This window comes from Verrucomicrobiota bacterium, from assembly GCA_021294815.2.
Lineage (GTDB): Bacteria > Verrucomicrobiota > Verrucomicrobiia > Opitutales > LL51 > LL51.
This window is the reverse complement of record CP095464.1, coordinates 278,330-303,417: the sequence shown is the minus strand read 5'-3', so window position 1 is coordinate 303,417 and position 25,088 is coordinate 278,330. Positions and strand designations below refer to the sequence as shown.

The 25,088-nt window shown below is 48.2% G+C and carries 37 protein-coding genes; 32 read left to right on the top strand and 5 right to left on the bottom strand.

Annotated elements, in window-relative coordinates:
* Positions 1-89 precede the first annotated feature (89 nt).
* The 31 genes from rpsL (at position 90) to LW808_001285 (ending at position 18,418) form a co-directional block, all read left to right on the top strand.
* On the top strand, positions 90-473 hold the full coding sequence (rpsL, locus tag LW808_001435) for a 30S ribosomal protein S12 (GenBank protein ID UPA28716.1): 384 nt from the start codon (positions 90-92) through the stop codon (positions 471-473).
* A gap of 9 nt (positions 474-482) precedes the next feature.
* Positions 483-956, top strand: coding sequence for a 30S ribosomal protein S7 (gene rpsG / locus LW808_001430; GenBank protein UPA28715.1), 474 nt, complete (start codon positions 483-485; stop codon positions 954-956).
* Positions 957-968: 12 nt separating this feature from the next.
* Complete coding sequence (gene fusA, locus LW808_001425; protein UPA28714.1) at positions 969-3,122, top strand: elongation factor G; 2,154 nt, start codon at positions 969-971, stop codon at positions 3,120-3,122.
* A gap of 19 nt (positions 3,123-3,141) precedes the next feature.
* On the top strand, positions 3,142-3,447 hold the full coding sequence (gene rpsJ / locus LW808_001420) for a 30S ribosomal protein S10 (protein ID UPA28713.1): 306 nt from the start codon (positions 3,142-3,144) through the stop codon (positions 3,445-3,447).
* A gap of 91 nt (positions 3,448-3,538) precedes the next feature.
* Positions 3,539-4,192 carry a 50S ribosomal protein L3 gene (gene rplC, locus LW808_001415; protein UPA28712.1) on the top strand — a complete coding sequence of 218 codons (654 nt, stop codon included), beginning with the start codon at positions 3,539-3,541 and terminating at the stop codon, positions 4,190-4,192.
* Positions 4,189-4,809, top strand: coding sequence for a 50S ribosomal protein L4 (gene rplD, locus LW808_001410; protein UPA28711.1), 621 nt, complete (start codon positions 4,189-4,191; stop codon positions 4,807-4,809). Before rplC ends, rplD begins: the two co-directional genes overlap by 4 nt.
* Before the next feature lie 4 nt (positions 4,810-4,813).
* Entirely contained in the window at positions 4,814-5,098 is a 285-nt protein-coding gene (locus LW808_001405; protein ID UPA28710.1) for a 50S ribosomal protein L23, read from the top strand.
* A 19-nt stretch (positions 5,099-5,117) separates the two neighbouring features.
* Complete coding sequence (gene rplB / locus LW808_001400) at positions 5,118-5,966, top strand: 50S ribosomal protein L2 (protein ID UPA28709.1); 849 nt, start codon at positions 5,118-5,120, stop codon at positions 5,964-5,966.
* Positions 5,967-5,969: 3 nt separating this feature from the next.
* Positions 5,970-6,239, top strand: coding sequence for a 30S ribosomal protein S19 (gene rpsS / locus LW808_001395; GenBank protein UPA28708.1), 270 nt, complete (start codon positions 5,970-5,972; stop codon positions 6,237-6,239).
* Between the two features lies 1 nt (position 6,240).
* Positions 6,241-6,576: a 50S ribosomal protein L22 gene (rplV, locus tag LW808_001390; GenBank protein UPA28707.1), complete on the top strand. Its 336-nt coding sequence runs from the start codon at positions 6,241-6,243 to the stop codon at positions 6,574-6,576.
* Positions 6,577-6,582: 6 nt separating this feature from the next.
* Complete coding sequence (gene rpsC, locus LW808_001385; GenBank protein UPA28706.1) at positions 6,583-7,215, top strand: 30S ribosomal protein S3; 633 nt, start codon at positions 6,583-6,585, stop codon at positions 7,213-7,215.
* A gap of 14 nt (positions 7,216-7,229) precedes the next feature.
* On the top strand, positions 7,230-7,658 hold the full coding sequence (gene rplP, locus LW808_001380; GenBank protein ID UPA28705.1) for a 50S ribosomal protein L16: 429 nt from the start codon (positions 7,230-7,232) through the stop codon (positions 7,656-7,658).
* Positions 7,658-7,867, top strand: coding sequence for a 50S ribosomal protein L29 (gene rpmC, locus LW808_001375; protein ID UPA28704.1), 210 nt, complete (start codon positions 7,658-7,660; stop codon positions 7,865-7,867). The genes rplP and rpmC overlap by 1 nt, the downstream gene beginning before the upstream one ends.
* A gap of 2 nt (positions 7,868-7,869) precedes the next feature.
* A complete protein-coding gene (gene rpsQ, locus LW808_001370; GenBank protein ID UPA28703.1) occupies positions 7,870-8,136 on the top strand; it encodes a 30S ribosomal protein S17 in 267 nt (88 codons plus the stop codon).
* Positions 8,137-8,144: 8 nt separating this feature from the next.
* Positions 8,145-8,510, top strand: coding sequence for a 50S ribosomal protein L14 (gene rplN, locus LW808_001365; GenBank protein ID UPA28702.1), 366 nt, complete (start codon positions 8,145-8,147; stop codon positions 8,508-8,510).
* On the top strand, positions 8,507-8,752 hold the full coding sequence (gene rplX / locus LW808_001360; GenBank protein UPA28701.1) for a 50S ribosomal protein L24: 246 nt from the start codon (positions 8,507-8,509) through the stop codon (positions 8,750-8,752). The genes rplN and rplX overlap by 4 nt, the downstream gene beginning before the upstream one ends.
* Before the next feature lie 51 nt (positions 8,753-8,803).
* A complete protein-coding gene (gene rplE, locus LW808_001355) occupies positions 8,804-9,352 on the top strand; it encodes a 50S ribosomal protein L5 (protein UPA28700.1) in 549 nt (182 codons plus the stop codon).
* A gap of 12 nt (positions 9,353-9,364) precedes the next feature.
* Positions 9,365-9,670 carry a 30S ribosomal protein S14 gene (rpsN, locus tag LW808_001350; GenBank protein ID UPA28699.1) on the top strand — a complete coding sequence of 102 codons (306 nt, stop codon included), beginning with the start codon at positions 9,365-9,367 and terminating at the stop codon, positions 9,668-9,670.
* A 1-nt stretch (position 9,671) separates the two neighbouring features.
* The gene (rpsH, locus tag LW808_001345; protein ID UPA28698.1) at positions 9,672-10,061 is read left to right on the top strand and encodes a 30S ribosomal protein S8; all 390 of its coding nucleotides are present in this window, start codon (positions 9,672-9,674) and stop codon (positions 10,059-10,061) included.
* 2 nt (positions 10,062-10,063) lie between these two features.
* Positions 10,064-10,603, top strand: a complete 540-nt coding sequence (rplF, locus tag LW808_001340) for a 50S ribosomal protein L6 (GenBank protein ID UPA28697.1) — start codon at positions 10,064-10,066, stop codon at positions 10,601-10,603.
* Between the two features lie 11 nt (positions 10,604-10,614).
* Entirely contained in the window at positions 10,615-10,968 is a 354-nt protein-coding gene (rplR, locus tag LW808_001335) for a 50S ribosomal protein L18 (protein UPA28696.1), read from the top strand.
* Entirely contained in the window at positions 10,968-11,513 is a 546-nt protein-coding gene (gene rpsE, locus LW808_001330; protein UPA28695.1) for a 30S ribosomal protein S5, read from the top strand. The genes rplR and rpsE overlap by 1 nt, the downstream gene beginning before the upstream one ends.
* Positions 11,514-11,522: 9 nt before the next feature.
* A complete protein-coding gene (rplO, locus tag LW808_001325; GenBank protein UPA28694.1) occupies positions 11,523-11,963 on the top strand; it encodes a 50S ribosomal protein L15 in 441 nt (146 codons plus the stop codon).
* Positions 11,964-11,966: 3 nt separating this feature from the next.
* Entirely contained in the window at positions 11,967-13,463 is a 1,497-nt protein-coding gene (gene secY, locus LW808_001320; GenBank protein UPA28693.1) for a preprotein translocase subunit SecY, read from the top strand.
* 7 nt (positions 13,464-13,470) lie between these two features.
* Positions 13,471-14,238 carry a type I methionyl aminopeptidase gene (gene map / locus LW808_001315; protein ID UPA28692.1) on the top strand — a complete coding sequence of 256 codons (768 nt, stop codon included), beginning with the start codon at positions 13,471-13,473 and terminating at the stop codon, positions 14,236-14,238.
* A 28-nt stretch (positions 14,239-14,266) separates the two neighbouring features.
* Positions 14,267-14,641: a 30S ribosomal protein S13 gene (rpsM, locus tag LW808_001310; protein ID UPA28691.1), complete on the top strand. Its 375-nt coding sequence runs from the start codon at positions 14,267-14,269 to the stop codon at positions 14,639-14,641.
* Between the two features lies 1 nt (position 14,642).
* Positions 14,643-15,116, top strand: a complete 474-nt coding sequence (gene rpsK / locus LW808_001305) for a 30S ribosomal protein S11 (GenBank protein UPA28690.1) — start codon at positions 14,643-14,645, stop codon at positions 15,114-15,116.
* Positions 15,117-15,137: 21 nt separating this feature from the next.
* Complete coding sequence (gene rpsD, locus LW808_001300) at positions 15,138-15,746, top strand: 30S ribosomal protein S4 (GenBank protein UPA28689.1); 609 nt, start codon at positions 15,138-15,140, stop codon at positions 15,744-15,746.
* Between the two features lie 5 nt (positions 15,747-15,751).
* Positions 15,752-16,738 carry a DNA-directed RNA polymerase subunit alpha gene (locus tag LW808_001295; GenBank protein ID UPA28688.1) on the top strand — a complete coding sequence of 329 codons (987 nt, stop codon included), beginning with the start codon at positions 15,752-15,754 and terminating at the stop codon, positions 16,736-16,738.
* Positions 16,739-16,745: 7 nt separating this feature from the next.
* Positions 16,746-17,201, top strand: coding sequence for a 50S ribosomal protein L17 (gene rplQ, locus LW808_001290; protein ID UPA28687.1), 456 nt, complete (start codon positions 16,746-16,748; stop codon positions 17,199-17,201).
* 59 nt (positions 17,202-17,260) lie between these two features.
* Positions 17,261-18,418: an ATP-binding protein gene (locus LW808_001285; protein UPA28686.1), complete on the top strand. Its 1,158-nt coding sequence runs from the start codon at positions 17,261-17,263 to the stop codon at positions 18,416-18,418.
* Here LW808_001285 and LW808_001280 read toward each other — a convergent pair.
* Genes LW808_001280 through LW808_001265 form a run of 4 tightly spaced genes read right to left on the bottom strand, consistent with a single transcriptional unit; the run spans position 18,381 to position 22,590 of the window.
* A complete protein-coding gene (locus LW808_001280; protein UPA28685.1) occupies positions 18,381-19,982 on the bottom strand; it encodes a fatty acid CoA ligase family protein in 1,602 nt (533 codons plus the stop codon). The two genes, LW808_001285 and LW808_001280, sit on opposite strands and share 38 nt — an antisense overlap.
* Positions 19,979-21,232 carry a M48 family metallopeptidase gene (locus tag LW808_001275; protein ID UPA28684.1) on the bottom strand — a complete coding sequence of 418 codons (1,254 nt, stop codon included), beginning with the start codon at positions 21,230-21,232 and terminating at the stop codon, positions 19,979-19,981. Before LW808_001275 ends, LW808_001280 begins: the two co-directional genes overlap by 4 nt.
* Positions 21,233-21,275: 43 nt before the next feature.
* Positions 21,276-22,103: a hypothetical protein gene (locus LW808_001270; GenBank protein UPA28683.1), complete on the bottom strand. Its 828-nt coding sequence runs from the start codon at positions 22,101-22,103 to the stop codon at positions 21,276-21,278.
* Positions 22,104-22,116: 13 nt separating this feature from the next.
* Complete coding sequence (locus LW808_001265) at positions 22,117-22,590, bottom strand: CesT family type III secretion system chaperone (GenBank protein UPA28682.1); 474 nt, start codon at positions 22,588-22,590, stop codon at positions 22,117-22,119.
* Between the two features lie 127 nt (positions 22,591-22,717).
* Between LW808_001265 and LW808_001260 the strand changes: the two genes are divergently transcribed.
* Positions 22,718-23,764, top strand: a complete 1,047-nt coding sequence (locus tag LW808_001260; protein ID UPA28681.1) for a M23 family metallopeptidase — start codon at positions 22,718-22,720, stop codon at positions 23,762-23,764.
* Here LW808_001260 and LW808_001255 read toward each other — a convergent pair.
* Positions 23,736-25,070: an MFS transporter gene (locus tag LW808_001255; GenBank protein UPA28680.1), complete on the bottom strand. Its 1,335-nt coding sequence runs from the start codon at positions 25,068-25,070 to the stop codon at positions 23,736-23,738. The genes LW808_001260 and LW808_001255 overlap by 29 nt on opposite strands.
* Positions 25,071-25,088 lie beyond the last annotated feature (18 nt).

The window sequence follows — 25,088 nt, the reverse complement described above, 5'->3', positions numbered from 1 at the left end:
AAAATCAGTGGTTAATAGAATTTTTAAATAAAAACTTGATTTAGGGCCCGTGACTTATAGTTTGACGAGAAACTGAACGTTGTTTTTGAATGCCTACCATTAATCAGTTAGTTAAGTCGCCGCGTGTAAACGTCCGTGGAAAATCGAAGGCGCCGGCGTTACGTAAAAATCCATTTCGGCGGGGAGTCTGTATTCAGGTGATGACCCGTACGCCTAAGAAACCGAATTCAGCGATTCGTAAAGTTGCGAAAGTCCGGTTAACCAGTGGTTTTGAAGTCATTGCATACATTCCCGACGAAGGGCATAGTCTTCAAGAGCACAGCATTGTACTGGTACGAGGTGGGCGTGTGAAGGACCTTCCGGGTGTACGGTATCACATTGTACGCGGTGCGCTCGACTGTTCGGGTGTTGAAAAACGGCGTCGGAGTCGTTCGAAGTACGGGGTAAAACGGCCGAAAGGGGCAAAGAAATAGAAAAGAATTATGTCGCGACGTCGTAGAGCAGAGAAGCGGGAATTTGCGAAGGACCCCCGGTTTAACAGTTCACTCATCGGGCAGCTCGTAAATATTGTCATGGAGCGTGGAAAACGTTCACTTGCGTGTTCGATTGTCTATGGTGCTTTAGAGCATGCGAGTGAGGAGCTTGCCAAGGGAGATCCGATTGAAATTTTACTTGGTGTTTTAGAAAATGCCCGGCCGAAGGTTGAGGTAAAGAGCCGTCGTGTTGGCGGTGCGACTTACCAGGTACCGGTTGAGGTTCCGTACGTTCGTCAACAGAGTCTTGTCTTCCGTTGGCTCGTGGAGTCGGCGAAATCCCGTAAGGGGAAGGCGATGCGGGAAGCACTGGGGCAAGAGATTGTTGATGCCTATAATAATACGGGTAATGTCGTAAAAAAGAAGGCCGAGATGCACCGGATGGCGCAAGCGAACCGGGCATTTGCGCACTTCGTATGGTAAGGGATTAGGGAAATGGCGAACGAGAAAATTTCTTCAGCGAATGCGTCGACGCGTAAGGCTCCGCTCGAGTACACGCGTAACATCGGGATTGCAGCCCACATTGATGCTGGAAAGACAACGACTACCGAGCGCATTTTGTATTATGCTGGTGTTGTCCATAAGATGGGTGAAGTCCATGAAGGAACGGCTGTAACCGACTGGATGGAGCAGGAGCGTGAACGTGGTATTACGATTACTTCCGCTGCCATTAGCTGTGGATGGAGGACGAGTGTTGGGCCTTTTAAAGGCATCAATCACCAAATTAATTTAATTGATACACCAGGGCACGTCGATTTTACCGCTGAGGTAGAACGTTCGCTGCGTGTCTTAGATGGCGCCGTTGGGGTATTTTGTGCAGTTGCCGGCGTACAACCACAGTCCGAGACTGTTTGGCGCCAAATGGATAAGTACCGCGTTCCACGCATTGCGTTCATCAATAAGATGGATCGCACGGGCGCGAACTTTTTAGGTGCGATCGAAGATATCCGCACAAAGCTCGGTAAAAACGCACATCCGCTTTATCTCAACATCGGTGCGGAAGATAATTTTGATGGGCTCGTTGATCTAATCGAGAGGCGGGCCTTTATTTATGACAAGACCGATGTCCTTGGGGAGCGCTTCCATACGGTTGAGATTCCGGAGGAGTATAAGGAGCAAGCTGAGAAATATCGTGAGTCGCTCATAGAAGCGCTCGCCGATTACGACGATCATCTTGCCGAAAAATACCTCGGAGGTGAGGAAATTACATCTGATGAAATTCGATCAGCGGTTCGTAAGGCGACGCTTTCGCTCGACTTTGTTGGTGTTATTCCCGGGAGTGCCTTTAAGAAGCGCGGTGTTCAGATGCTGCTCGATGCGGTCGTAGATTATCTGCCATCACCCCTCGACTTACCGCCGACTAAGGCCTACGCGGATGATGGCGGAGAAATTGATATTCGTCCTGATGATAGCGCAAAAATGACGGCGCTCGGGTTTAAGTTAATGAGCGACCCGTACGTCGGAAAGCTCGTGTTCTGTCGCGTTTACAGTGGGCAGCTGAAAAAAGGCGATACGGTTTATAATCCAAGAACGCGTAAGACGGAACGTGTCAGCCGCTTAATGATCATGAAGGCCGATGCTCGCGAGGACATCGAAGTGGCTTATTCAGGCGATATTTGTGCAATTATCGGTGTCAAAGGTATCGCAACTGGGGATACTCTTTGTGATCGTTCCTTTAATGGTGTCCTTGAGCCACCGACCTTCCCAGAACCTGTTATTAGTATGTCGATCGAGCCGAAGTCGAAAGCCGATCAAGAAAAGCTAGCGCTCGGGCTTCAGAGTCTTTCCGAAGAAGACCCAACGTTCAAAGTGACGTCAAATCCGGAAACCGGCCAGACCCTTATTTCGGGAATGGGTGAGTTGCACTTAGATATTATCCGCGATCGTCTGTTCCGGGAATTTAATGTTGATGCGACTGCGGGACGTCCACAAATTGCTTATCGTGAAACGATCACAAAAGAAGCGACCGGTGAAGGAAAGTTCATTCGTCAGTCCGGTGGTCGTGGTCAGTATGGTCATGCAGTAATTAAAATGGAGCCGGTGAAGCGCGGAGAGGGGACTTCTGTGCTCAACGAAATCGTCGGTGGTGTTATTCCTAAAGAGTATATCAAGCCGACCCAAGACGGAATTTTTGAGGGTTCGACCAATGGTGTTGTCGCGGGATATCCAGTGGTTGATTTTTGCGCACATATCGTTGATGGAAGTTTCCATGAAGTCGATTCCTCGGAAATGGCCTTTAAAATGGCCGGTATCTTTGCGTTCAAGGATGCGATGAAAAAAGCCGGACCGATTTTGTTGGAGCCGATCATGAAGGTCGAGGTCTCGACACCAGAAGAGTATCAGGGTGATGTGATTGGTGATCTCAATCGCCGTCGCGGACAGATTCAAAGCATGGAGACGAAAGGAGCACTTGCCAACATCACGGCATTTGTTCCGTTGGAGATGATGTTCGGATATGCGACGGATGTGCGTTCGTTGACGAAAGGGCGTGCAAGCTATTCGATGGAGCCCTCGCATTTCGAGCAGGTTCCATCAAACTTGTTGCAGCAGATTGTCGAGAGCGCAAGTCGTGGCGCCGCGCGGTCGTAATTTAGAAAAAAGTGTTCGTATGGCACAGAGAATTAGAATTAAGTTGAGGAGTTTTGATTACCGTCTCGTTGATCAGTCGGCGGTGGAGATTGTCGATACGGCGAAGCGTTCAGGTGCACGTGTCGTTGGGCCTGTTCCGTTGCCGACGCGACGTGAACGTTTTACGGTGAATCGTTCGCCTCATATTCATAAAAAATCGATGGATCAGTTCGAGCTCCAGGAGCACGATCGCCTCATTGACATACACGATCCAACGGCGGACACGGTTGATTCGCTGCGGCGCTTGAATCTGCCAGCAGGGGTCGACATTATGATTAATGTTTGATTTTAAAATATTGTTGACAGAGGGTTTTTGTTGAGAAGAAACGGTAAGGCTAATGCAGGTGCGACGGAGGTCGCATTTGCCGCTTAGAGTCATGAGAGATCATCGATTAGTATTAGGGAAAAAGGTCGGAATGACGCAGGTTTTTACGGAGGGGCGTTGCCTTGTTCCGGTTACGGTTGTAGAAGTATTGCCGAGTGTTATTTCGCAGATTCGAACACCAGAGCGTGATGGCTATAGTGCCATTCAGCTCGCGTACGGTGAACGGAAAGTGAAGAATTTATCCAAAGGTGTTCTGGGTCACTTGAAGTTATCTGCTAAGGAGTCCTGCGAGGGTTTGAAGGAGTTTCGTGTTGACGATGTTAGCGGGTATGAGTTAGGTGCCTCCATAGATAGTTCAATTTTTTCGGTCGGTGAGCTTATCGATGTGATTGGACAGACGAAGGGGCACGGTTTTCAAGGTGTCATGAAGCGCCATGGATTTAGTGGCGGTCCTGCAGGCCACGGTTCGATGTTTCATCGTCGCGGTGGTTCTTATGGATGTCGTGAGTGGCCAGGAAAAGTCTGGAAGGGGCGTAAGATGCCAGGACACGATGGTAGCGCGATGCGGACGGTGCAAAATTTAGAGATCGTTGATATTGTGCCGGATCGCAATGTTGTGTTGGTTCAAGGAAGTTTGCCGGGGTATAACGGTGGACTTGTTGTGTTGCGTAAGGCCGCAAAGGCGAAACAGGAGGCTGGAAAGTGAAATTGAAAGTCTACAGTCAGACAGGAGCTTTTTTAGAGGATCGCGAATATAATGTTCCAGTTTTCGAGGGCGATCACGGTGTTGCGGCGTTGAAATTTACGATCGATGCTTTGTTGGCGAACATGCGTCAGGGGAATGCATCGACGAAGACGCGTTCTGATGTAAGTGGTGGTGGTAAGAAGCCGTTTCGTCAGAAAGGGACGGGTAATGCTCGAGAGGGCTCGAGTCGGAGTCCGTTGATGCCGGGTGGCGGTGTTGTTTTTGGTCCACATCCCCGTTCGTATCGCAAGAAGGTAAATAAGAAGGTGCGGCGTTTGGCATTAGCACGTTCGCTATACGATTGCTCGGAGGAGATGCTTTTGTCGGTTGTGGAGAATTTTGCTCCAGGTCTTAAGAAAACACGTGATTTTGCTGTCTTTTTGAAAAAAATATTCCCGACGGGAAATGTGCTACTGGTGGATTCTGTCTTTAATGAGGATCTGTTGGTGTCAGCGCGGAACTTGGAGCGTGTGTATATGATTGACGCGGCATCCGTGAATGCGCTCGATTTGAAGCGCTATGATCATCTGTTGGTAAGTGAGTCTGGTTTTGGTCAGTTATTGAAGCGCGTGAGGTAAGATCATGGATCAGAAATTGATTAAGGGAATTTGTTATACGGAGAAGTCGACGAGCCTTGGCGCAGCGGCGAATCAGTACGTTTTTGATGTCGATGTGCAGAGTTCTAAGGAGGAAATTGCAGCGGCGGTCAGTACGTTTTTTAAGGTCTCTGTTTTGAAGGTAAATACCCTGCGGCGTGATGGTAAGTTGCGGAGAAATCGAATGAAGCGTGGTGTTTACGGAGTGACACCTCGACGGAAGATCGCTATTGTGACGCTCAAGGCGGGTGAAAAGATCGAAATTGTTTAAGGTAGAAGGGCGGTAGAGAATGGCAGTTACACAGCGTAAGCCCGGAACACCGGGGCAGAGGTTTTTAGCACTGAATCGTAGAGAGCTTTGGCAAGGGGCGCCGGAGTCGTCGCTCATCGTGCGGATGCATCAGAGTCGTGGGCGAAATTGCTACGGGCGCATCACATCACGTCGTCGTGGTGGTGGTCATAAGCAGGCGATCCGTGTTGTTGATTTTGCACGCAATAAATTTGATATTTCGGCTAAAGTGAGCCGAATTGAGTATGACCCTAACCGTTCAGCGGATCTAGCCTTGCTCTGTTATGCGGATGGTGAAAAGCGCTATATTTTGGCGCCGCGGGGCCTTAAGATTGGCGATGAGGTGGTCAGTTTGAATGAACGGCCGAAGGATTTTGCGGTGGGGATGTCTCTGCCGTTGCGGTTGATCCCAGCAGGTGTATTTGTCCACTGTGTGGAAATTGAACCCGGACATGGCGCTGCAATTGCGCGTGGTGCTGGCGTTGGGGTTCAGATTGTTGCATTTGATAATGGCTACGTGACGGTGAAGATGCCGAGTGGCGAAATCCGTCTGTTGAATCCGAAGTGTCGCGCGACGATTGGTCAGGTTGGTAATAGTGATCACGCGAAACAGTCTCTTGGAAAAGCGGGACGGACGCGTTGGTTGGGGCGTCGTCCTCGAGTGCGTGGTGTTGTGATGAATCCTGTCGATCACCCGATGGGTGGTGGTGAAGGGCGAACTTCGGGTGGCGGTCATCCGGTATCGCCGTGGGGGCAGCTCGCGAAGGGCTACCCGACGCGGAAGCGTTCGCAAAAGTCGAATCGTATGATTTTAATTCGTAGGAACGGTAAGAAGGTAAAGAGGGGCTAGTGTATGGCGCGTTCTGCTAAAAAAGGTTTTTTTGTCGATCCGAGCTTAATGGATAAGGTGGATGCCGCGCAAGCCGCGAGTAGCCGTAAGCCGATCAAGACATGGTCACGTCGTTCGACGATCGGTCCAGAGTTTGTAGGGCTTAATTTTCAGGTCCATAACGGGAAGACATTTACAGAGGTGTACGTAACGGAGAACATGGTCGGGCATAAGCTCGGGGAGTTTTCGCCGACGCGTACGTTTAAGGGGCATAGTCCGCATACGCAGAAGTAATATGGAATTTAGAGCATTAACGAAATTTGTTCGCATGTCGGATAAGAAGGTCCGCGAGGTGACGCGTGTTTTACGGGGGCGGAAAGCGGATGAGGCAGTTCAGATGTTAAAGTTTGTTCCGCGGAAGTCGGCACGTCTCGTCGAAAAAACTTTATCGAGCGCGATTGCCAATGCGGAATGTCAGGGAATTCGCAAAGAAGCGTTGACGATTAAGGCAGCGGTCACGGAGCAAGGGGTTTCGTTTCGTCGGTTTATACCGGCGTCGCGTGGATCAGCGCATCCAATTCGTAAGCGTACGAGCCATATTCGGATTGTGCTCACCGACAATTTAAGCTAGAGACGTATGGGACAGAAGGTTAATCCGATTGGTTTTCGTTTATCGGTTCGTCGCAATTGGCGTTCGCGCTGGTATGCGACAAAACAGGCCTATCCGTTATTTTTAAAAGAGGATTACGAGATTCGTTCCTTTTTACGGCGTCGCTTACCGGCGGCATCGTTTTCGGATGTCTTTATTGAGCGGGCGGGAGAGCGCGTCCGGATTAAGATTTATACCTCTCGGCCTGGTGTAATTATTGGTCGAAAAGGACAAGATCTGGATAATCTATGTGCCGCATTGAAGAAGACGATTGGTCGTGAGGTGATTGTTGATATTCAGGAGATTCGGAAGCCGGATTTAGTGGCACAGCTCGTTTCGGAGGGAATTGCTTTACAGTTAGAGCGACGGATCTCGTTCCGCAGAGCAATGAAGAAAGCCATCCAGTCGGCGATGAGTCTTGGAGCGGATGGAATTCGTATCCAGTGTGCGGGACGTCTCGGTGGTGCGGAGATCGCGCGTTCGGAATCTCAACGTGCGGGCCGCGTGCCGTTGCATACCCTCAAGGAAAACATCGATTATGGTTTTTCAGAGGCCAATACGGTTTATGGGAAAATTGGTGTGAAGTGCTGGGTGTGCCGCAATGATAGTCTTAAGGTGTAGGAAGAGAGTGAGCAATGAGTAAGTTATCTCCGGCGCGGACGAAGTACCGCAAAGTACAAAAGGGGCGTAATCGAGGAAACGCTCGTGGTGGTGATTTTTTAGCGTTTGGCGACTGTGGTATTCAGACCTTAGATCGTGGATGTCTTTCAGCTTCTCAGATTGAGGCTGCTCGTATCGCGATTTCTCGGCATCTCAAGAGAAAGGGAAAGCTGTGGGTCCGTGTTTTTCCGCATACGCCAGTTACTAAGAAACCTGCCGAAACGCGTATGGGAAAAGGCAAGGGTGCTGTAGAATATTGGGGCGCAGAAATTAAACCTGGGATGATTTTGTTTGAGCTCGCCGGTGTTTCGGTGACGCTTGCGCGGGAGGCATTTCGTTTAGCGGATTTTAAGTTACCTTTCCGGTGCCGCTTTATTAGTCGTGAGGAGTTGGAGGCTTACTAATGGAAGATTTAGCGAGTGGAACTGTACAGGAGCTTTTAGAGGAATTGCATTCGATTGAACGGCAGTTATTAGAGCTGTCGTTGAAAAAATGTGCTGGGCTTTTACAGAAACCGCACGTTGTTTCAGATCTTCGACGTCAGGGTGCTCGAATTCGTACTTTTTTGGGACAAAAGACTTGCAAAGCGTCTGATAACCAAAAGGTTGCATAACTATGGAGACGCGGAAATTTCGAAAAAGTTTACAGGGCGTCGTGACCGGAAAGTCGGGCGATAAGAGCCTGAAGGTGGTGTATTTTTATAAGATTCCGCATGCCCTCTATCGGAAAGAGGTTCGCCGGAAGACGGTACTCCATGTACATGACGAGAAAAATGAGTGCCTCGTCGGGGATAAGGTCGAGATTATGGAGACACGTCCATTGAGCAAGATGAAGCGCTGGCGAGTACTGCGCGTCATTGAGCGTATGCCGGTATCGAAGTAGGAGGACATATGTTGCAGCAACAAAGTATTTTAGATGTCGCGGACAATACGGGTGCAAAAAAAGCGATGATGATCCGTCGCCTTGGTCAAAACACGCGCACCGCAGGTATCGGGGATGTGATTATCGCCTCGATTCGTCAGAGTGCGCCGGAGGCAGCCGTCAAAAAAGGCAGTGTTGTCCGTGCTGTGATTGTCCGTACAGCGGCTCCGATTGCACGTGAAGACGGAAGTTATCTCCGCTTTGACAATAATGCGTGTGTCGTTATTGATGATAAAGGTAATCCAAAGGGAAGTCGTATATTTGGGCCGATTGCGCGTGAATTACGGCAGAAAAATTTTATGAAGATCATTTCCTTAGCACCGGAGGTCTTATGAAGTATAAACTTAAGCGGAATGATGAGGTTGTTGTAATTTCCGGCCAGCATAAAGGTGAACGGGGAAAGGTCTTGGAGGTGTTGCGTGAAGCCTGTCGTGTAGTTGTTGAAGGCGTTGCGTTGCGGAAACATTATTTAAAGAAGGATCAAAATCATCCGGAGGGCGGAGAGGTTGAGCGTGAGAGCAGTTTGCATTATTCGAATGTGATGCTTGCGTCTCGATATGACCGTAAGCGGAAGTAAACTAAGGAGTTCCGGGGCGTGAAAAGCGGTAATCTCGGGATATAAGAAAACATGAAACAATCAGTCTTAAAAGAGTGCTACTTGTCGTCAGTCGTTAAGGATTTGACGGACCTTTATCACTATAAGAATCGACATTTGGTTCCTTGTTTGGAAAAGATTGTCGTCAATTCGGCGATTGCATCGGACTGGGACAAAGGGTTTATTGCAGATGTGGAAAAAGACATTGCTGCGATTTGCTGCCAAAAGCCAATTGTCGTTCGAGCTAAAAAGAGCATTTCGAACTTTAAACTTCGTAAGGGGATGCCGAATGGCATTAAAGTGACGCTTCGAGGTAATGCGATGTACGAGTTTTTCTATCGCTTGGTTTCGATTGCGCTCCCGGCGGTTCGCGATTTTCGGGGTGTATCGAATAAGTTTGACGGCAGCGGAAATTATACGCTTGGCATCGTCGATCATACAATTTTTCCTGAGGTAACGGTAGATAAGGAACGCCGTTTGATTGGAATGGACATTACTTTTGTAACATCTGCGAAAACGGATGCAGAGGGTCGCGATCTTTTGCGTCTCCTGGGTGTGCCGTTCCGTAAAAAAAGTGCGTAAGAAGGCAGCGTTATGGCAAAGACATCGGTCATTGAAAGAAATAAGAAGCGGCAAGCGATGGTCGCAAAGTACGCAGAACAGCGTAAGGAGTTGAAGAAAATTTTGAGAAATCCGGCAACTTCTGATGAAGATTTTTGGGCGGCAAGTCGTAAACTCGCGACCCTTCCTCGGAATTCTTCGGCGGTGCGCGTACGGAATCGTTGTTCAATTACAGGGCGCGGTCGGGCGTATTTCGGTCGGTTTGGAGTGTCGCGTATTCAGTTAAGGGAGTTGGTCTCATTTGGTCAGATCCCAGGAGTTATTAAGGCGTCGTGGTAAAATGGATGCAATAGGCGATTTTTTAACGGTTATCCGAAATGCGAGTGCAGCGCGTAAACGCTGCTGTTCGGTTACCTCTTCAAATATGCGCAAGCGTGTTGCGGAGGTATTGAAGCGGAATGGCTATATTAAGGATTACGGTGTCGAAGAAGTCCGTCCAGGAGTCAAGTCGTTGCATGTCGATTTAAAGTACGTGAAAGGCACTCCAGCGATTTCAGGATTAGTGCGGTGTAGCCGTCCAGGACGTCGTTTATACTGCGATTGTAACTCGATCCCCAAGGTCTTTAATAATCTCGGAATGTGTATTTTAACAACGCCACGTGGGGTACTGTCGGGACGCGATGCGCTTCAAAGCCATGTTGGCGGTGAATTATTGTGTAAGGTTTGGTAAGCATGAGTCGTATTGGAAAGTTGCCGGTTGAGATTCCATCGTCTGTGAAAGTAAATTTGACAGGGAATCATGTCGAGGTTTCCGGACCTCATGGAAGCCTTAAGCAGGACTTTGGTGAAGGAGTTGTATTATCGCTTGTAGATGGCTCATTGACCGTTGCGCCAAAAGATCAATCGCCGCACGCGAATGCGATGCATGGAACAGTTCGCTCGATTATTCATAACATGGTAACGGGTGTTCAAACGCCTTATCAAAAGGATCTCGAGATTCAGGGAGTTGGTTTTAAGGCAGCTCTCAAGGGAAGTGTTTTGGATCTTTCGCTCGGGTACTCTCATCCGGTGAATTATGCAATCCCGGAGGGAATTAGTGTTACTATTAAGGATGGAACGCAGATCAATATTAAGGGTGCCGACAAAGCCTTAGTCGGTAAGGTTGCGGCGGAAATCAAACGCTTTTACCCGGTGGAGCCCTATAAAGGTAAAGGTGTTCGTATCGCAGGCGAGCATGTCCGTCGGAAGGAAGGTAAGAAATCGGCGAAGTAGGGAGGTAGTTTATGAATTTAGATCATAAAAAGTGTGTGCAGTTACGTCGGCGTTTACGGATTCGCAAAAATGTTTTAGGTTCTGCGGAGCGTCCTCGATTGTCATTGCACTTCAGTGAGAAGCATATTTACGCGCAGTGCATTGATGACACTTGTGGCCGGACGCTTGTTTATTTGTCGACACAGTCAAAGAATACAGCGCATAAGTCGAATGTTGCGGGGGCGACTGAGTTTGGAAAAGCGTTTGGCGATGCCGCGATTAAGGCGGGCGTTCAAGCGGTTGTATTTGACCGTGGCATCAAGCGGTATCACGGTAAGGTGAAGGCATTTGCTGATTCTGCTCGCAGCGTGGGGGTACAGTTTTAATGAGTGGTACAAATTTGAAGTCGAATCGGCGGACACGTAACAACAACCGTCAGAGCGAGCCCTCAGATGAGGCCAATCGCTTAACTGATCGGGTCGTGTTTATCAATCGTTGTGCAAAGGTTGTAAAAGGAGGGCGTCGCTTTGGGTTTTCAGCGCTTGTTGTGGTAGGCGATGGTGCTGGGCGTGTTGGGATTGGTCTCGGTAAGGCAAAGGAGACCCCGGATGCGGTAAAAAAAGCCGTTGAGCACGCCAAGAAAGAATTGCGTAGTTATGCCCTTGCGGGACATACCATTCCTCACGAAGTGACCGGTTCATTTGATGGCGGTTTGGTGATGTTACGTCCCGCAGCTCCGGGAACGGGCGTTGTTGCGGGTGGTGGTGTTCGATTAGTTTTAGAGTCGTTGGGCGTGTCCGATGTGCTGTCCAAATCGATGGGTTCGAACAATCCATTTGCGATGGTTGGGGCGACTTTAGATGCTCTCAAAAAATTACGCCGTTACAGCGATGCGATGGGCTTACGCCACGCGTCAGCGGATGAAGAATAGGAGTTTGTTGTGAAACTACATGATTTAGTCAAAGTTGGTGCCAATCGTGCAACGAAGCGCCGTGGTCGTGGACAGGCGTCGGGTGTTGGTGGAACATCGGGTCGTGGGCACAAGGGCGGTAAGGCCCGTTCGGGGTATTCGCCAGCACCTTGTTGCTCGGGGCTGCCATACTATCGCCGTTTGCCAAAACGTGGCTTTAAAAATGGAGCGTTTGGGCAGGATTTTGTTGCGATCAATATCGACACATTGGCACGGTTAGATTGTGCTGAAATTACACGAGAAGTGTTGGTTGAACGTGGTGTTGTGCGTACGAGTGAGTCATTGATTAAGGTGTTGGGACGGGGAGAGATTACGAAAGCTATCAGAGTTATTGCTGATCAGTTTTCGGAGGCGGCGCGTCGGAAGATTGAGGCAGCCGGCGGTACCATCGAGGCATTGGCGGTGCGTTAATTCATGTTTTCAGCATTTATCAATTGTTTGAAAATCCAGGAGCTGCGTAATAAGGTCATTATTACGCTGGCGCTGTTATTTGTAGCGCGGATCGGTGCAAGTATTCCGCTGCCGGGGTTGGATCCGAAGCCGCTTCATGACTTCTTTGCAAGCCAACAGGCATCCGGTGGGAGTCTTGTGGGCATGTATAACATGTTCACGGGAGGGGCCTTTTTAAAAGGGGCCATTTTCGGTCTTGGCGTAATGCCATACATTAGTGCTTCAATTATTCTGCAGTTGCTGGTGGCGGTGATGCCAGGGCTCGCGCGCGTACAACGTGAGCAGGACGGGCGTCAGCGGATCATGCAATATACACGCTATCTGACGCTTTTGATCTGTCTGATTCAGGGTATTTTATTAGTTTTAGCGCTTTCAAATTATCCAGAGAAAATTTTCCCGGGGTTCAATCAGGCAGTCTACGGGGATATCGTTGTAATGAATCATGGTTGGTTCTTGTTCAATTCGACGATTATTCTTTCAGCTGGAACGATGATTCTGACTTGGTTAGGTGACCGCATCACGCAGTTGGGTGTTGGGAATGGTGTTTCGCTCTTAATTACTGTTGGTATTTTGTCTTCGCTGCCGGGAGCGGTGATGCAACTCATTAAGATGTTTCATAGCCCTGTTGGCGCGGATTCAGGAAGTTTGGGTAATGGCCATCTTTTCTTGATGGCAGTCTTATTGGTCGTTGTGATTTATGGCATGGTGGCCGTGACGCAGGCGAATCGAAAAATTTCGGTTCAATACGCACGACGTGTTGTCGGACGCGGGAAAATGATGGGGGGGCAGGTTTCATTTTTGCCATTAAAGGTCAATTACGCAGGCGTTATGCCAGTTATCTTTGCGAGTACATTGATTATGTTCCCGCAGCAGATTTTCACTTATATTGCGGGTGCGTGGAATATTCCTTTTTGTGCACAAATCGCGAATGCGCTGATGCACGGATCGACAGTTTTCTACATTGTTTACGGTCTATTGATCCTCTGTTTCAGTTACTTTTGGGTGTCCATTATGTTTAAACCTCAGCAGATCGCAGAGGATCTGAAAAAGAGCGGTGGCTATATCCCGGGTGTCCGACCTGGTAGTGATACAGCGGCATTTTTGGACTTTTCGATGACACGTTTGACGTTGGCGGGGGCTATTTTCTTAACCATCGTTGCGTTGTTGCCGGATCTGATTTCTATTTATTGCGGCATCCCGTACACGATTTCCATGTTTTTCGGAGGGACCGGAACATTGATTACGGTTGGCGTACTGCTCGATACGATGCGCCAAATGGAGGTGCAGCTCATTGAGCGCAATTATGACGGGTTCCTTCAAAAAGGGAAAATGCGGTCACGTGGCAAAAAGGATTCTGTCGGAATAGCAGATGTCGTCGATTCCTGCCGGACGATGAAGGTTGTGTTCGTCGCTTTGGGGATTGCCCTGGTGATTGGCCTGATTGCTTGGGCATTGAAGTAGCCTCATCATGATTCCGATAAAATCGATTGAGGAAATTCAAAAAATGCGACGAGCGGGTGAGGTGTCCGCGCGTGTACTTGCCGAGGTCTGTGAAAAAGTCGCTCCGGGTGTTTCGACGCAAGATCTTGACGATTACACGAAGCAGGCCATGGACCGTCACGGTGCTGTCAGTTCAAGCTATGGTTTTCGTTCGGGAAAGCGTGTGTTTCCAGGGTACGGTTGCCTCTCGGTCAATGAGGAAATCGTCCATGGAATCCCTTCGAAGCGAAAAATTTTAAAAGAAGGCGATATTGTCAGTATCGATCTCGCTATGAGCGTCGATGGCTATTGTGGAGATAATACTCGAACCGTGTTGGTTGGTGCGGTGCCAGAGGAAGTTGCGCGTTTAGTCTCAGTGACGCAAGCTGCGCTGTTTGCGGGAATCGCGGCGGCGTTGCCAGGAAATACCGTTGGGCATATTTCTTCGGCGATTCAAAAAGTAGCGGATATTAATCACCTTGGGGTTGTGCGAGAACTGGTGGGACATGGGATTGGTCGAGCGATGCATGAGGATCCGCAGGTACCGAATTACGGCAGCTCCGGGAAAGGTCCGGTATTAAAGCCGGGAATGACATTAGCGATTGAGCCGATGTTTACGCAGGGGAGCCCTAAAATTGCTGTTGATGCCGATGGTTGGACGATCCGTACGGCGGATCATCGAATGGCAGCTCATTGGGAGCATACAATTTTGATTACGGAGAATGCTCCGGAGGTCTTGACTTTACCTCAAAAATGATTTCAGAACATTTTAGCAGAGAAAAACTATGCCGCGTTTGATAGGAGTTGACATCCCGAATAATAAGAAGTTGCCGTACGCGTTGCGCTACATTTATGGCATTGGGCCGTGTCGTGCGGATCTCATCGTCGAGCAGACAGGGCTTGATTCCAATATGCGCGCTCAAGATCTCACGGAAGAAAATATGAACCAGATTACAGCCGTTGTTATTGAAAATGGCTGGAAGGTTGAAGGAGATTTACGGCGCGAGATTGCATCGAATTTAAAGCGTCTCCAAGCGATTAAGTGTTATCGTGGGATCCGTCACTACCGCGGGTTACCGGTTCGGGGGCAAAGGACCTCGACCAATGCGCGTACTCGGAAGGGCGCACGGAAGACGATTGGTGTCGTAAGAAAGAAGTAAAATGGCAGACGAAGAATCGCTAGTATTAACGGAAGAGTCGGTAATTCCTGAAAAGAAGGAATCCGTTCAAGATATCCTCAGTGAGGGCGAAACCGAGACAAAGATCCGGAAGGCGAAGAACAGTAAGAATATTTCGCATGGGGTATGTAGCATTTTAGCAACTTTCAATAATACAAAGGTATGCTTTACAGACCTTCAGGGGAATGTTGTTTCCTGGTCAAGTTCTGGTCGGTGTAATTTTCGTGGTTCACGGAAGTCGACTGCATATGCGGCACAAGTTGTTACTCAGGAGGCCGGGCGTGTAGCGTTGTCGCACGGATTTAAGGAAGTTGAGGTAAAAGTAAAGGGGCCAGGAATGGGGCGTGATTCGGCGATTCGGGCCTTACAGACGCTCGGGTTAACCGTCAATTCGATTACGGACTTAACACCGGTTCCACATAATGGTTGTCGTCCCCGGAAACGTCGTAGAATCTAATTTTTTTGAGAAGAGAAAGCTATGTCTCGTTATACAGGTCCTAAAGCTAGAATTAATCGGCGTTTTGGCTGTGAAATTTTCCCCTCATGTAAAGCGGTTGAGCGGAAGCCGTACTGTCCGGGGATCCACGGTCCACGCCTCCGTCGGAAGGTTTCGGAATACGGGACCGGTCTCAATGAGAAGCAGAAATTACGCTACATGTATGGGTTAACGGAGAAGCAGTTCCGTCTTACCTTTGATCGGGCTAAGGCAAAACGCGGCGTAACGAGTGAGCAATTTTTACGTCTTTTAGAGATGCGCCTGGATAGTGTTGTCTATCTCTTAGGTTTGGCGCGAACTCGTCGGGCGGCGCGTCAGTTTGTCAACCACGGACACGTTTTAGTGAATGGCCAAAAAGTAGATATTCCGAGCTATAACTGTACAGCCGGGGATACGATTGAGGTCTGTGAGGGGACGTCGTCAAAACGGTGTGCGGTGCAGAGTGTTGAAGATTGCCGTTATCGGGCAGTACCTGCGTGGATGACCTTTGACGAAGATGCATTATCCGGAAAGGTTGAGCGCGATCCGATTGCCGAGGAGCTCGAACAAAAAATTAATGCGCAGCTCATCGTTGAGTTCTATAGCCGTTAGTCGTTATGGTCAGACGTTTAGGAAAATTTGAGTTGCCGCGGAAGATGGTGCGGATTGAAGAAACCGCAACGGATACGTATGGCATGTTTGTCGCAGAACCCTTTGAGTCCGGCTACGGTCACAGCATCGGTAATTCGATACGGCGTGTACTCCTGAGTTCAATCGAAGGTGTTGCGATTTCATCTGTAAAGATCGAGGGTGTTGCTCACGAGTTTCAATCTATTCCCGGTATTGTTGAAGATGTCGCTGCGATCATCTTAAATCTAAAAAAAGTTCTTTTAAAGGCGGATACCCGGGGAAGTATCCATCTCTCCATAGATGTGGATCGCGAAGGGGTTGTAACCGCTGCTGATATTCACAGTGATACCCCTGTGACGGTTGTAAACCCCGATCAGATCATTTGTACGATTAACGAAAAGCGCCGCTTGTTCATGGAGATGGAAGCGGAAGTTGGTCGTGGCTATGCCCTGGCGGACGAGCGGAAATTTACGACTGACATCGGTATTATCCCGATTGATGCGCTTTACAGCCCGGTTAAGTTGGCCCGATATTCCGTAGAGGATACGCGTGTTGGCCAGATGACAGATTTTGACAAGCTAACGCTCGAGATTTGGACCGACGGTCGTGTAACGCCCGAGACCGCATTGAAAGATTCGATTGCGATTTTAAAGCAACATCTGGATGTATTTGATTCGATTAATGGCGATTTCGTCGAGTTCGATGATGGTGCCCGTGAGGCAAGCGATGAGCAGAATCGTCTACGTGTACTTCTGAACATGAGTGTCAACGAGATTGAGCTTTCCGTTCGTGCCGCGAACTGTCTCAATAACGCAAATATTACGACGGTTGGCGAACTTGTCATGAAGGGCGAAAACGAGATGTTAAAGTACCGCAACTTCGGTAAGAAATCGTTAACTGAGATTAAAAATAAGCTCGAAGAGTTAGGATTATCGCTTGGGATGAAAGTCGACGAGCGGATGTTAAATAGTTAGGAAAACCATGCGTCACCAGAAACATAATCACATTTTAGGTGTTAAAAAGGAGCATCGTGAGGCGTTGCTCGCCAGTTTAACGACGGCGTTATTGACCCATGACCGGATTGAGACGACGCTTGCAAAAGCGCGTGCCTTACGTCCATTTGCGGAGAAAATTATCACTTTAGCCAAAAAGGCGCGCACGGTCGAAGCTCCGGAGCAAAAGCTGCACTTTCGTCGACTTGCATTAGCACGCGTACGTGATGAGAGCGTTGTGAAGTCCTTATTCGACGAAAAAGTGGAGAGCTTTTTGAAGCGCAACGGGGGATATACACGGATTTATAAACTCGTCCCGCGTTACAGCGATGCCAGTAAGATGGCGATCATCGAGCTTGTTGCTGCCGATGACGCCGGTCATAAAAAGCCGCGGCGCCGTGGTGCAAAAAAGGCCAAAGCACCTGCAGAAGAGGCGGTTGCCTAGTTTTTTGAGAATAACATTGTAAAAACAGATCTCGTAGCTGGAATGCTACGAGTTTTTTTATGATCCGAGGAGCTTCATTTAAGAATTGGCTCGAGCGTATTGCGCATCTCGATAAAGCGACGCTTATTACGCTGGCGAAACGCTTTTACGGTCAACGCGAGTTTTTCCAAAAAATCCTAAACCTCATCCAAGATGGAATTATTGTAATCGATTCTTCTGGCCGGATAGAGCTCATCAACACAACCGCAGAAACGATGCTCAACCTCAAAGATATCGGAGATATGATTTTATGGAAATGCATTCCCGAGCTCTTGAAACAAGTCGATATTCAACACATTACGGAACATTCCATCCACGCAGAGGTTCATTTGACCTACCCCTCTTCAAAAATCTTACGCTTTTATTCAGTACCGATTGAGGAAGGCGATACGCTTCGAGCGGTTTGTGTTTTTTCGGATATTACACAGCATATTCAAAAAAAAGCATGTGAGATTGAGGAGGGAAAGATCGAGTCGGTTGCGCTTTTATCGGCCGGAATTGCCCATGAAATTGGGAATCCTTTGAACTCGATTGCACTCCAACTTGAGCTCATGAAAAGTGATCTTAGCGCGGGACATAAGGATACGATTTTGTCAGCGATTGATATTTGTCGCACAGAAGTCGATCGTCTCAACGGAATTATTAAAAATTTTCTCCAGGCACTGCGCCCTGTGACGCCGAATTTGACCGATGCCGATGTGCTCGAATTGCTACATTTTGTTGTTAAATTTTTATCGCCCGAGCTTGTGAATGATGGAGTTGAGATTCGCTTTGAAGTCGATGGCGAAATTCCATTAATTATTGGAGATACCAATCAATTAAAGCAGGTTTTTTTCAATATCGTTAAAAATGCGGTCGACGCGATGACCACTCGTAAACAGCTAACGATACAAGTTTCTTCGGATGATGAGCACGTCCTGGTCGCGTTTTGCGATACGGGGGAGGGGATGAGCGAGGTCCAGATTCAGCAGGTATTTACGCCATTTGTAACCTCAAAGGCACATGGAAGTGGTCTGGGGATGTTTATTGTTCAGCGCATTCTCCGTGAACACGGTGCCTCGATCACTGTTGAATCGCACGAACATCAGGGGACAAAAATCGTGCTTTCTTTTCCGCGAAAAATTAAAAATCCGAAGCAGATTACGCAGAAAACATCGCACTTAATTGCTGACGATTGATCTTAGCATTATGCCGTGGATCGACTGGAAACTTTTTAAGGAAAAAGAAATGCTCGATTGATTCGGTTTTGGGAAATTGTTGTGCAAGTTGTTTAAGATGGCGTCGAAAAGCCCATCGTTGCCAGAAGAAATGGGGATAATAACCTTCTTTCGGAAGAATGACGAGCGCAGGAACAACAATGCCTTTGGCTTCGTAGCGAATCAGCGCTGCACGTGCGACCTTCGAGTATTTACAAAAGAGTGGCTCAATACAATCCGGAAAATATTCCTCACTCCCGGATACAACACGCTCGGACTTACGCCCACAAAACCATAGGCGACCTTTTTCATCCAAAAACCCAAGGTCACCCATTCGATGCCACAGTTTTCCGTTGTCATTAATCTTTGCCAACCGTGTTGCCTCGGGAAGTTGATCGTACGCCTCGGTAACATTTTCTCCAGAAACAATAATTTCACCGATAAAACCAGTCGGTAACACATGTCGCTCTTCAATCGCTGTTAATGGCTCGTCTATGGGAGCGATAATTTTAACAGTAACGCCTTCGACGGGATAGCCGATGCAAGTGCCTGCACCATTTTCCTGATAAGGGCGTAATTCCTCTAAAATAGTTGTCGCTTCGAGGAGACAAATCGGCAAACATTCTGTTGCGCCGTAGGGTGTGTAAATTTTGGCATTGGGGGCGGCCTTACGGATCTTTTCTAAAACGCGTGGTGTCGCTGAAACTCCGGCGAGAAAAATCTGATCCAGGCTCCGCAGTTTTAATTCATTTTCTAGGCAATAGTCCGCGATTTTTTCCCACAGCACAGGGGCACCAAAACTGCTGGTCGCTGCACTATTCGCAATCGTCTCAATGACACTAGGTAAATGCAACGTCGCCGGTTTCGTATAATCGATATCAGGAATAATCGTTGTCCGACCAAACATCGGATTAAAGAGCATGAATGCAGGTAGCAACGTGACGTCACGAGCATTTTGCATGAGTCGAAGGCTAGCTCGCAGTTTGCGTAATTGGGCGGCGAAGTGCTTGGCGCAGTAGACAACTCCTTTGGCGGGACCCGTAGAACCAGAGGTAAAGAGAATTGCAGCAACATCGTCTTCGTTCGAAGGATGCATAATCGTTGCTGGCTGCTCACGCTTTGCGAAATGGTGCGAAATCGGAATCACTTTCCCTTGGAGGGGCAAAAACTTTAAACGTACCCACCAGCGGAGCGCGCGAGACCCTAAAATAAAATCCGGTTTGGAAAAATTCGCGAGACGTACAAGTTGCCGAATCCCCATGCCCGAATCGATCAATATGGGAATTGCCCCCATCCGGATGAGTGCAAAAAAGGCGCACATCATTTCGATGCCCGGTTTGAGAAGCATAAGCACACGTTTCCCCGCACGAATCCCACTTTTTTGAAATTTCGAAACATATTGATCAATCCGCCGATCAAACTCCCCATAGCAGAGCCGACGACGAATTACCGCATGTTGGCGGTGTCGCCTCATCTCGATAACGGCATCCGTCGAAGGCGTTGCCGTTGCGTACTGTTTGATGATTTGGGTGAGATTGTCGCTCATAATGCAGCCCGAAGCGCTTGCTCGCGTTCGAGGAGCGTCGGGTGAGAATAGTAGAAGGCGCTAAAAAGGGGATGTGGAGTGAGATTGGATAAATTTTTCTGATGAAGCTTTTGGAGGCTTGCAATGAGTGGCTCGGCACTGCCTATAGCCGTTTTTGCAAAGCGGTCGGCCTCATATTCGTATTGGCGCGATAAACGGTTGAAAATTGGTTCAAACCAGAACGTAATCCCTTCAGCAACTAAGGGAAAGAGCACAAAAAGGGGTACAAAAATGTCCGCTGTTTCAAATCCAAAACTGCTTAAAAACCATGGTGCGATGGCAAGCTGGTATAGCACGGCAAAGCCCAGAAAACTACAAAAACTCTCTAATAAAAGCGACTTACGGATGTGGCATTTTTTATAGTGTCCAATTTCGTGTGCCAGCACTGCGGCGAGCTCGTCAACGGTCAACTGTGCAACTAATGTATCGTAGAGCACAATGTGGCGGAACTTCCCAATACCGGTAAAAAACGCATTGGAATGTAGGGAGCGCCGACTGCCATCCATCAGGAAAATTTTGTTAATTGGGAACTGTGTCTGTTGTGCGAGCTGAAAAAGCCGATCTTTTAGGGGGCCATCTTCTAATGGTGTTAACTTATTGAAAATTGGAAGAATAATGAGCGGATAGAGGATTGTCATGACGAGCTTGAAGCCCGTGAGTGTCGCCCAAACGAGTAACCACCAAGTATACGTAAACGATTGAAAGAGATACACAAGAAGCGCGAGAATCGGAAGACCGATTAGGGCGCTGAGGAGGTAGCCTTTAAGTTTGTCGCTCCAGAAAATTTTTAACGTTGATTGGTTAAATCCAAACCGTTCTTCGAGACGAAATTGACTCCACCAACTGAGGGGAATTGAAAAGAGAGAGAGGATCAAGTGGATAAAGAGGAAGTTAGCGGCTTGTCCCCAGATACCTGTTCCGAAGTGTTGGAGGTAAAACGAAAACAGTATAGGAAGGACGCCATAGAGGAGAATGACTGCATCCAAGCCGAAATCAAAAACATCACAGAACGATGAAAATCGCGATTTTGCCAATGTGTAGTCGACACTCTTTTGGTAGGTGTCCAAAGTCACAAAGCTTCGGCAACGTTCAGGAACCATATTGCGGCGCGCCCAGACATACCGTCGATTGAGCCCATTAAGGCATAGTTCCGTCACTAGCTTAAGCGCCAACAACCCGATCACCGCCGTCGTGACGTCATTGAGATACATACGCGTGCCAGGGTGAACAAAACCCCATCGGCGTCAACGGAAATTACGCCTCAGCACTAGCCGGTGTTATGAGGCTCTTTTTCATGGCCTCGAGATTTTTCAGCATACGATTGAGACGGGTATAGCACTCTGCCTTGGGGAGATTTTTGAGCTGAGGACATAGCTCTAGGAGTTTATCTTTTGTCGTTGGAATTTCAGCAACTAACTTTGATACAACCTCGAGCCTTTCCTTTTTACCAGCATTCATCCGCCGTTGATGATCTTTTAGCATTTTTTGGAGGTCTTTTTGGTTAAAGGTATGAATTTCTGTGGAATTATTCAGTTTTGCTGAATGTATGAGTGCCATTTGTGCGCACCCTGCCGTAGCAATTGCGCTTAACGACATAGGGTCGCCATTAACCTTTGTATGCTCATAGTTTGTGAGATCAAAATTATTCAGCATGGCAAGTACGGAAACAAATGCTTGCACTTGTTCCGATCCGATACGCTTTGCAGCTTCATCATAGGCCTGTTCGATGAGTGTGTCGTTACCAGTTGCATCGAGATGGTCTGGAATCCCATCTTTATCGGTGTCTATCTTGGAATCTGCTATACGGTCTTCTTGAATAATTTCCTGCGCTTCTTCGAAACTTTCGAGAAGCCTTTCTTTAATGACTTCAGCTTCACCCGGTTTGGGAGGTTCAGATACGGGCGTTTCGGATCTTGCACTATCGGCTGCGGAGGTCATGTCGTTACTAAGAAAGTTACTGGTAATAGCAGGTTTCTTTTCTTCCTCATTCGCGGCATCTATGTGAGCGTTGTAACTTTGAATTGTTTCAACACTGCTTTTCCTCCCAAAATCTCCTGAAACTCCTTCAATTGGGCTGCTCATCGTCGCCTCCGGGTTATAGCATTAATAAATTAGCCGGGCCAAACGATCCCGGTGCGCTGGCCGTATCTTGGGCGCAGAATTGTGAAAACTGAGTTAACTTTTCCTCGATCTTGGGGACAGAGGCAAAAAATTCACTGATGACTTTGAGCAGAAGCGTGTCCGTGAGGCCTTCAACGGATATCGTTCGCGATAAGATAAATTTATGGCTTCGTTCATCAATCGCTATGGCCGCACAGGATGTTTCAATGCCGTGAAGGTTGAGTTTCAGCGCGTATTCAAACACTTTTTCTCGGTAATCAAAAGGGAGATCCGTTAGGGCCGCGTACAAATGGAGCGTTTCACCGCTGTGCGGGAGTTCGACAATGTACTCTTTCCCAGTTGATTTGAGCCGAATGTTGCACAGATTATTATTCCCAAGGACGACCTGAAATCCAAGCGAATCGGCAATGGCGCTAAAGAGTTCATTGACGGTGGCGCGATTATCCATAACCCTGACGGAAGCGTAGTTAAATTTAAAAATTTTACAATTGTTTTTTCATTATTGTTCGCTTTGCTGTAACGCTGTGTTAAACCGGTTGATTTTTTTGTTAGGCATGTTTGCTCTGTCCCCGCTCATGGCCGGGGTGGTTGTGCTGCCCGTTGAAAAATTGCCCAAGATAGCGACAACGGTTACGGCAAAATCAGAAGATAAAAAAGCAATTTCACCGGCACAGGTAGATGCAGTTGCGGAATTTTTGAAGGATTACAGCCTTTATGTCCAGCCGACGGAATCAGGTCGAGCGTTATCGGCTCTATTTGGACTCATCCGCGAAAACGGCACGAAATTTCACGAAGGTATTGATTTTAAATCCTTTTTGAAGGATAAGACGGGAGCTCCTTTGGATGTGGTACATGCATTTTTGCCGGGGAAAGTGGCTTACGTCAACACAGCGCCGGGGCACAGCAGCTATGGACGTTACGTTATTTTGGAGCATGAAGATTTTTTAACGCTGTATGCACATTTGCAGTCGGTAGATGTAAAGATAGGCGATACGGTTTCCGCGGGTGGTAGGTTGGGGATATTAGGAACAAGCTCTAGCTGTATTGCGATTCCGAATAGCAGGGCACATGTCCATTTTGAAATCGATTTTCGGCTCGGTGACGAGACTCATTTTGCGCAGTGGTACCGGCGGAACTACAAGGATCAAAATTTCCATGGGATGTACAATGGGATTAATCTCGTCGGCGTTGATCCGCGTCAGATTGTTGAGTGTTTCCAGAAAAAACAGAGTTTAGTGACGTATTTTCGCGACATGAAAGAGGCCGCGACGGTCCTTGTGACCAGTGCTTCAATTCCCGAATTCATCAAAAAAAATGCCAAACTCTTTGCGCCGGGTGTTGATCTAACACATCCGGTACAAGCCTGGAAAATAAAGTTTACCTGGTATGGGTTGCCGTTTCATTGGGAGCCCATTGTACCTCAAGCAACGCTACCAAAATCGCAGTCACCGAGCGTTTCGCTGCCGGTCTCGTCGGCCAAAGTTCAGCTCCTTTCTTATCGCACCTCACTTTTGAGAAGTGCGGTCTTACGTGATGTACTCCAAGAAAGGAAATCGACCAAAGGAGCGGAAGTAATCCTAGGGACGCGCATCCTTAATAACCTTTCGAAGATCGGATTTTAGTACGTTGATGGATGTAAAGGCGCAATACCGCGACGCTCAGTCCGAGCAGAGAAAATAGTGTGAGTGCGTGGGTGAGGTAGAGGTAAGATCCGGCGTCGTGGGCCCGGCTCATACACCAGGGGGAAATCGAGGAACAGAGAAGCGCGATCGTCGAGACGACAGACATAATGTGGGCGAGGTGTGTAGATCCAAATAATTTAGACCATGGGGCCGCATAGATGATCCCATACAGCGCCCAATTAATGCCGAAAAGAAAAATAAAGGTCCCAAGAACCCAGGGATGAGCAATAAAGTCAATCGAGCCCGCGATAAGCCCATTAACGACAAATACTGCAACTGGGCAGAAATAGATCGCGATTCTCTCCTGAAAGAAGCCAAAAAAGACGCCAAAGATGGCACTCACGATGGCGACTGGTAAAAAGATATTGAGAGCGTTATCCATGTACGCGTGAACGTCACGAAATAGATCGACGATGTGAATTTGGAGGCCCGTGGTCGTAAACGTTGAGGTTGCCGTTGCGATCGCAAATAGCCAGAAGTCGAAAGTTCGTAACGCTTGCCATAAGGTCGAATCGGTCGCAGCGTTGGTATTCCCCGCCTTTTTCTGGAAGCCTTCGGGCGCTGCCATTTCACAGGATTCGGGACTATCGCGGCAAAAAAGCCAAAGCATCGGCAGAACAACTAAAAGCGTCACAATCCCCATTTGGAGCCATGCGCCGAGATAACCGTATCGTATAATGAGAAACTCGGTCATCTTGGGGCCGCAGCCGAAAATAATGGATACAAAAAGCCCCGAAATCCCCATAATGGCATAGGTCGTATTGGGGTACCAGCGGAGTAACATGAAGCGGCTGGCGAGCGGCAGGAGGTTTTGCCCCAGCAGTTTTAGCAAAAAGAATCCCCCAAAAAGCGTTAAAAGTATAGATGTGTGTGTTCCCAGAAAAGGCGTTAAGGTTGAGATTATCGGTTCGATATTACCTAAAAACAGTAGCGTCAGCCCTAGGCCGAATGCCGAATAGACTGCTGCCTTTCGCGCCCCGATTTGATCGAAAACACGTCCGAAAATGGGGAGGGGAAACGTACTGAGAAAAATCGCAATACCCAGTATTTGGCTAAAATCCGTCCGCGTGATTGCGAGATGCTGTAGAATCGGTTCTGTGAACGGAGCAATGCCGACATTATGCCCCGGGACGCTAATCAGCCGTTCCGCGAGCGAGATGACAAAAATCACCCAGCCGTAATAGCCGGGGATTGCTTGAGGATCAAACGGGTAGCGCGGCGCAAATAATTTTGACTCCCGAGGCATTCCCGTATGTTGATGGCC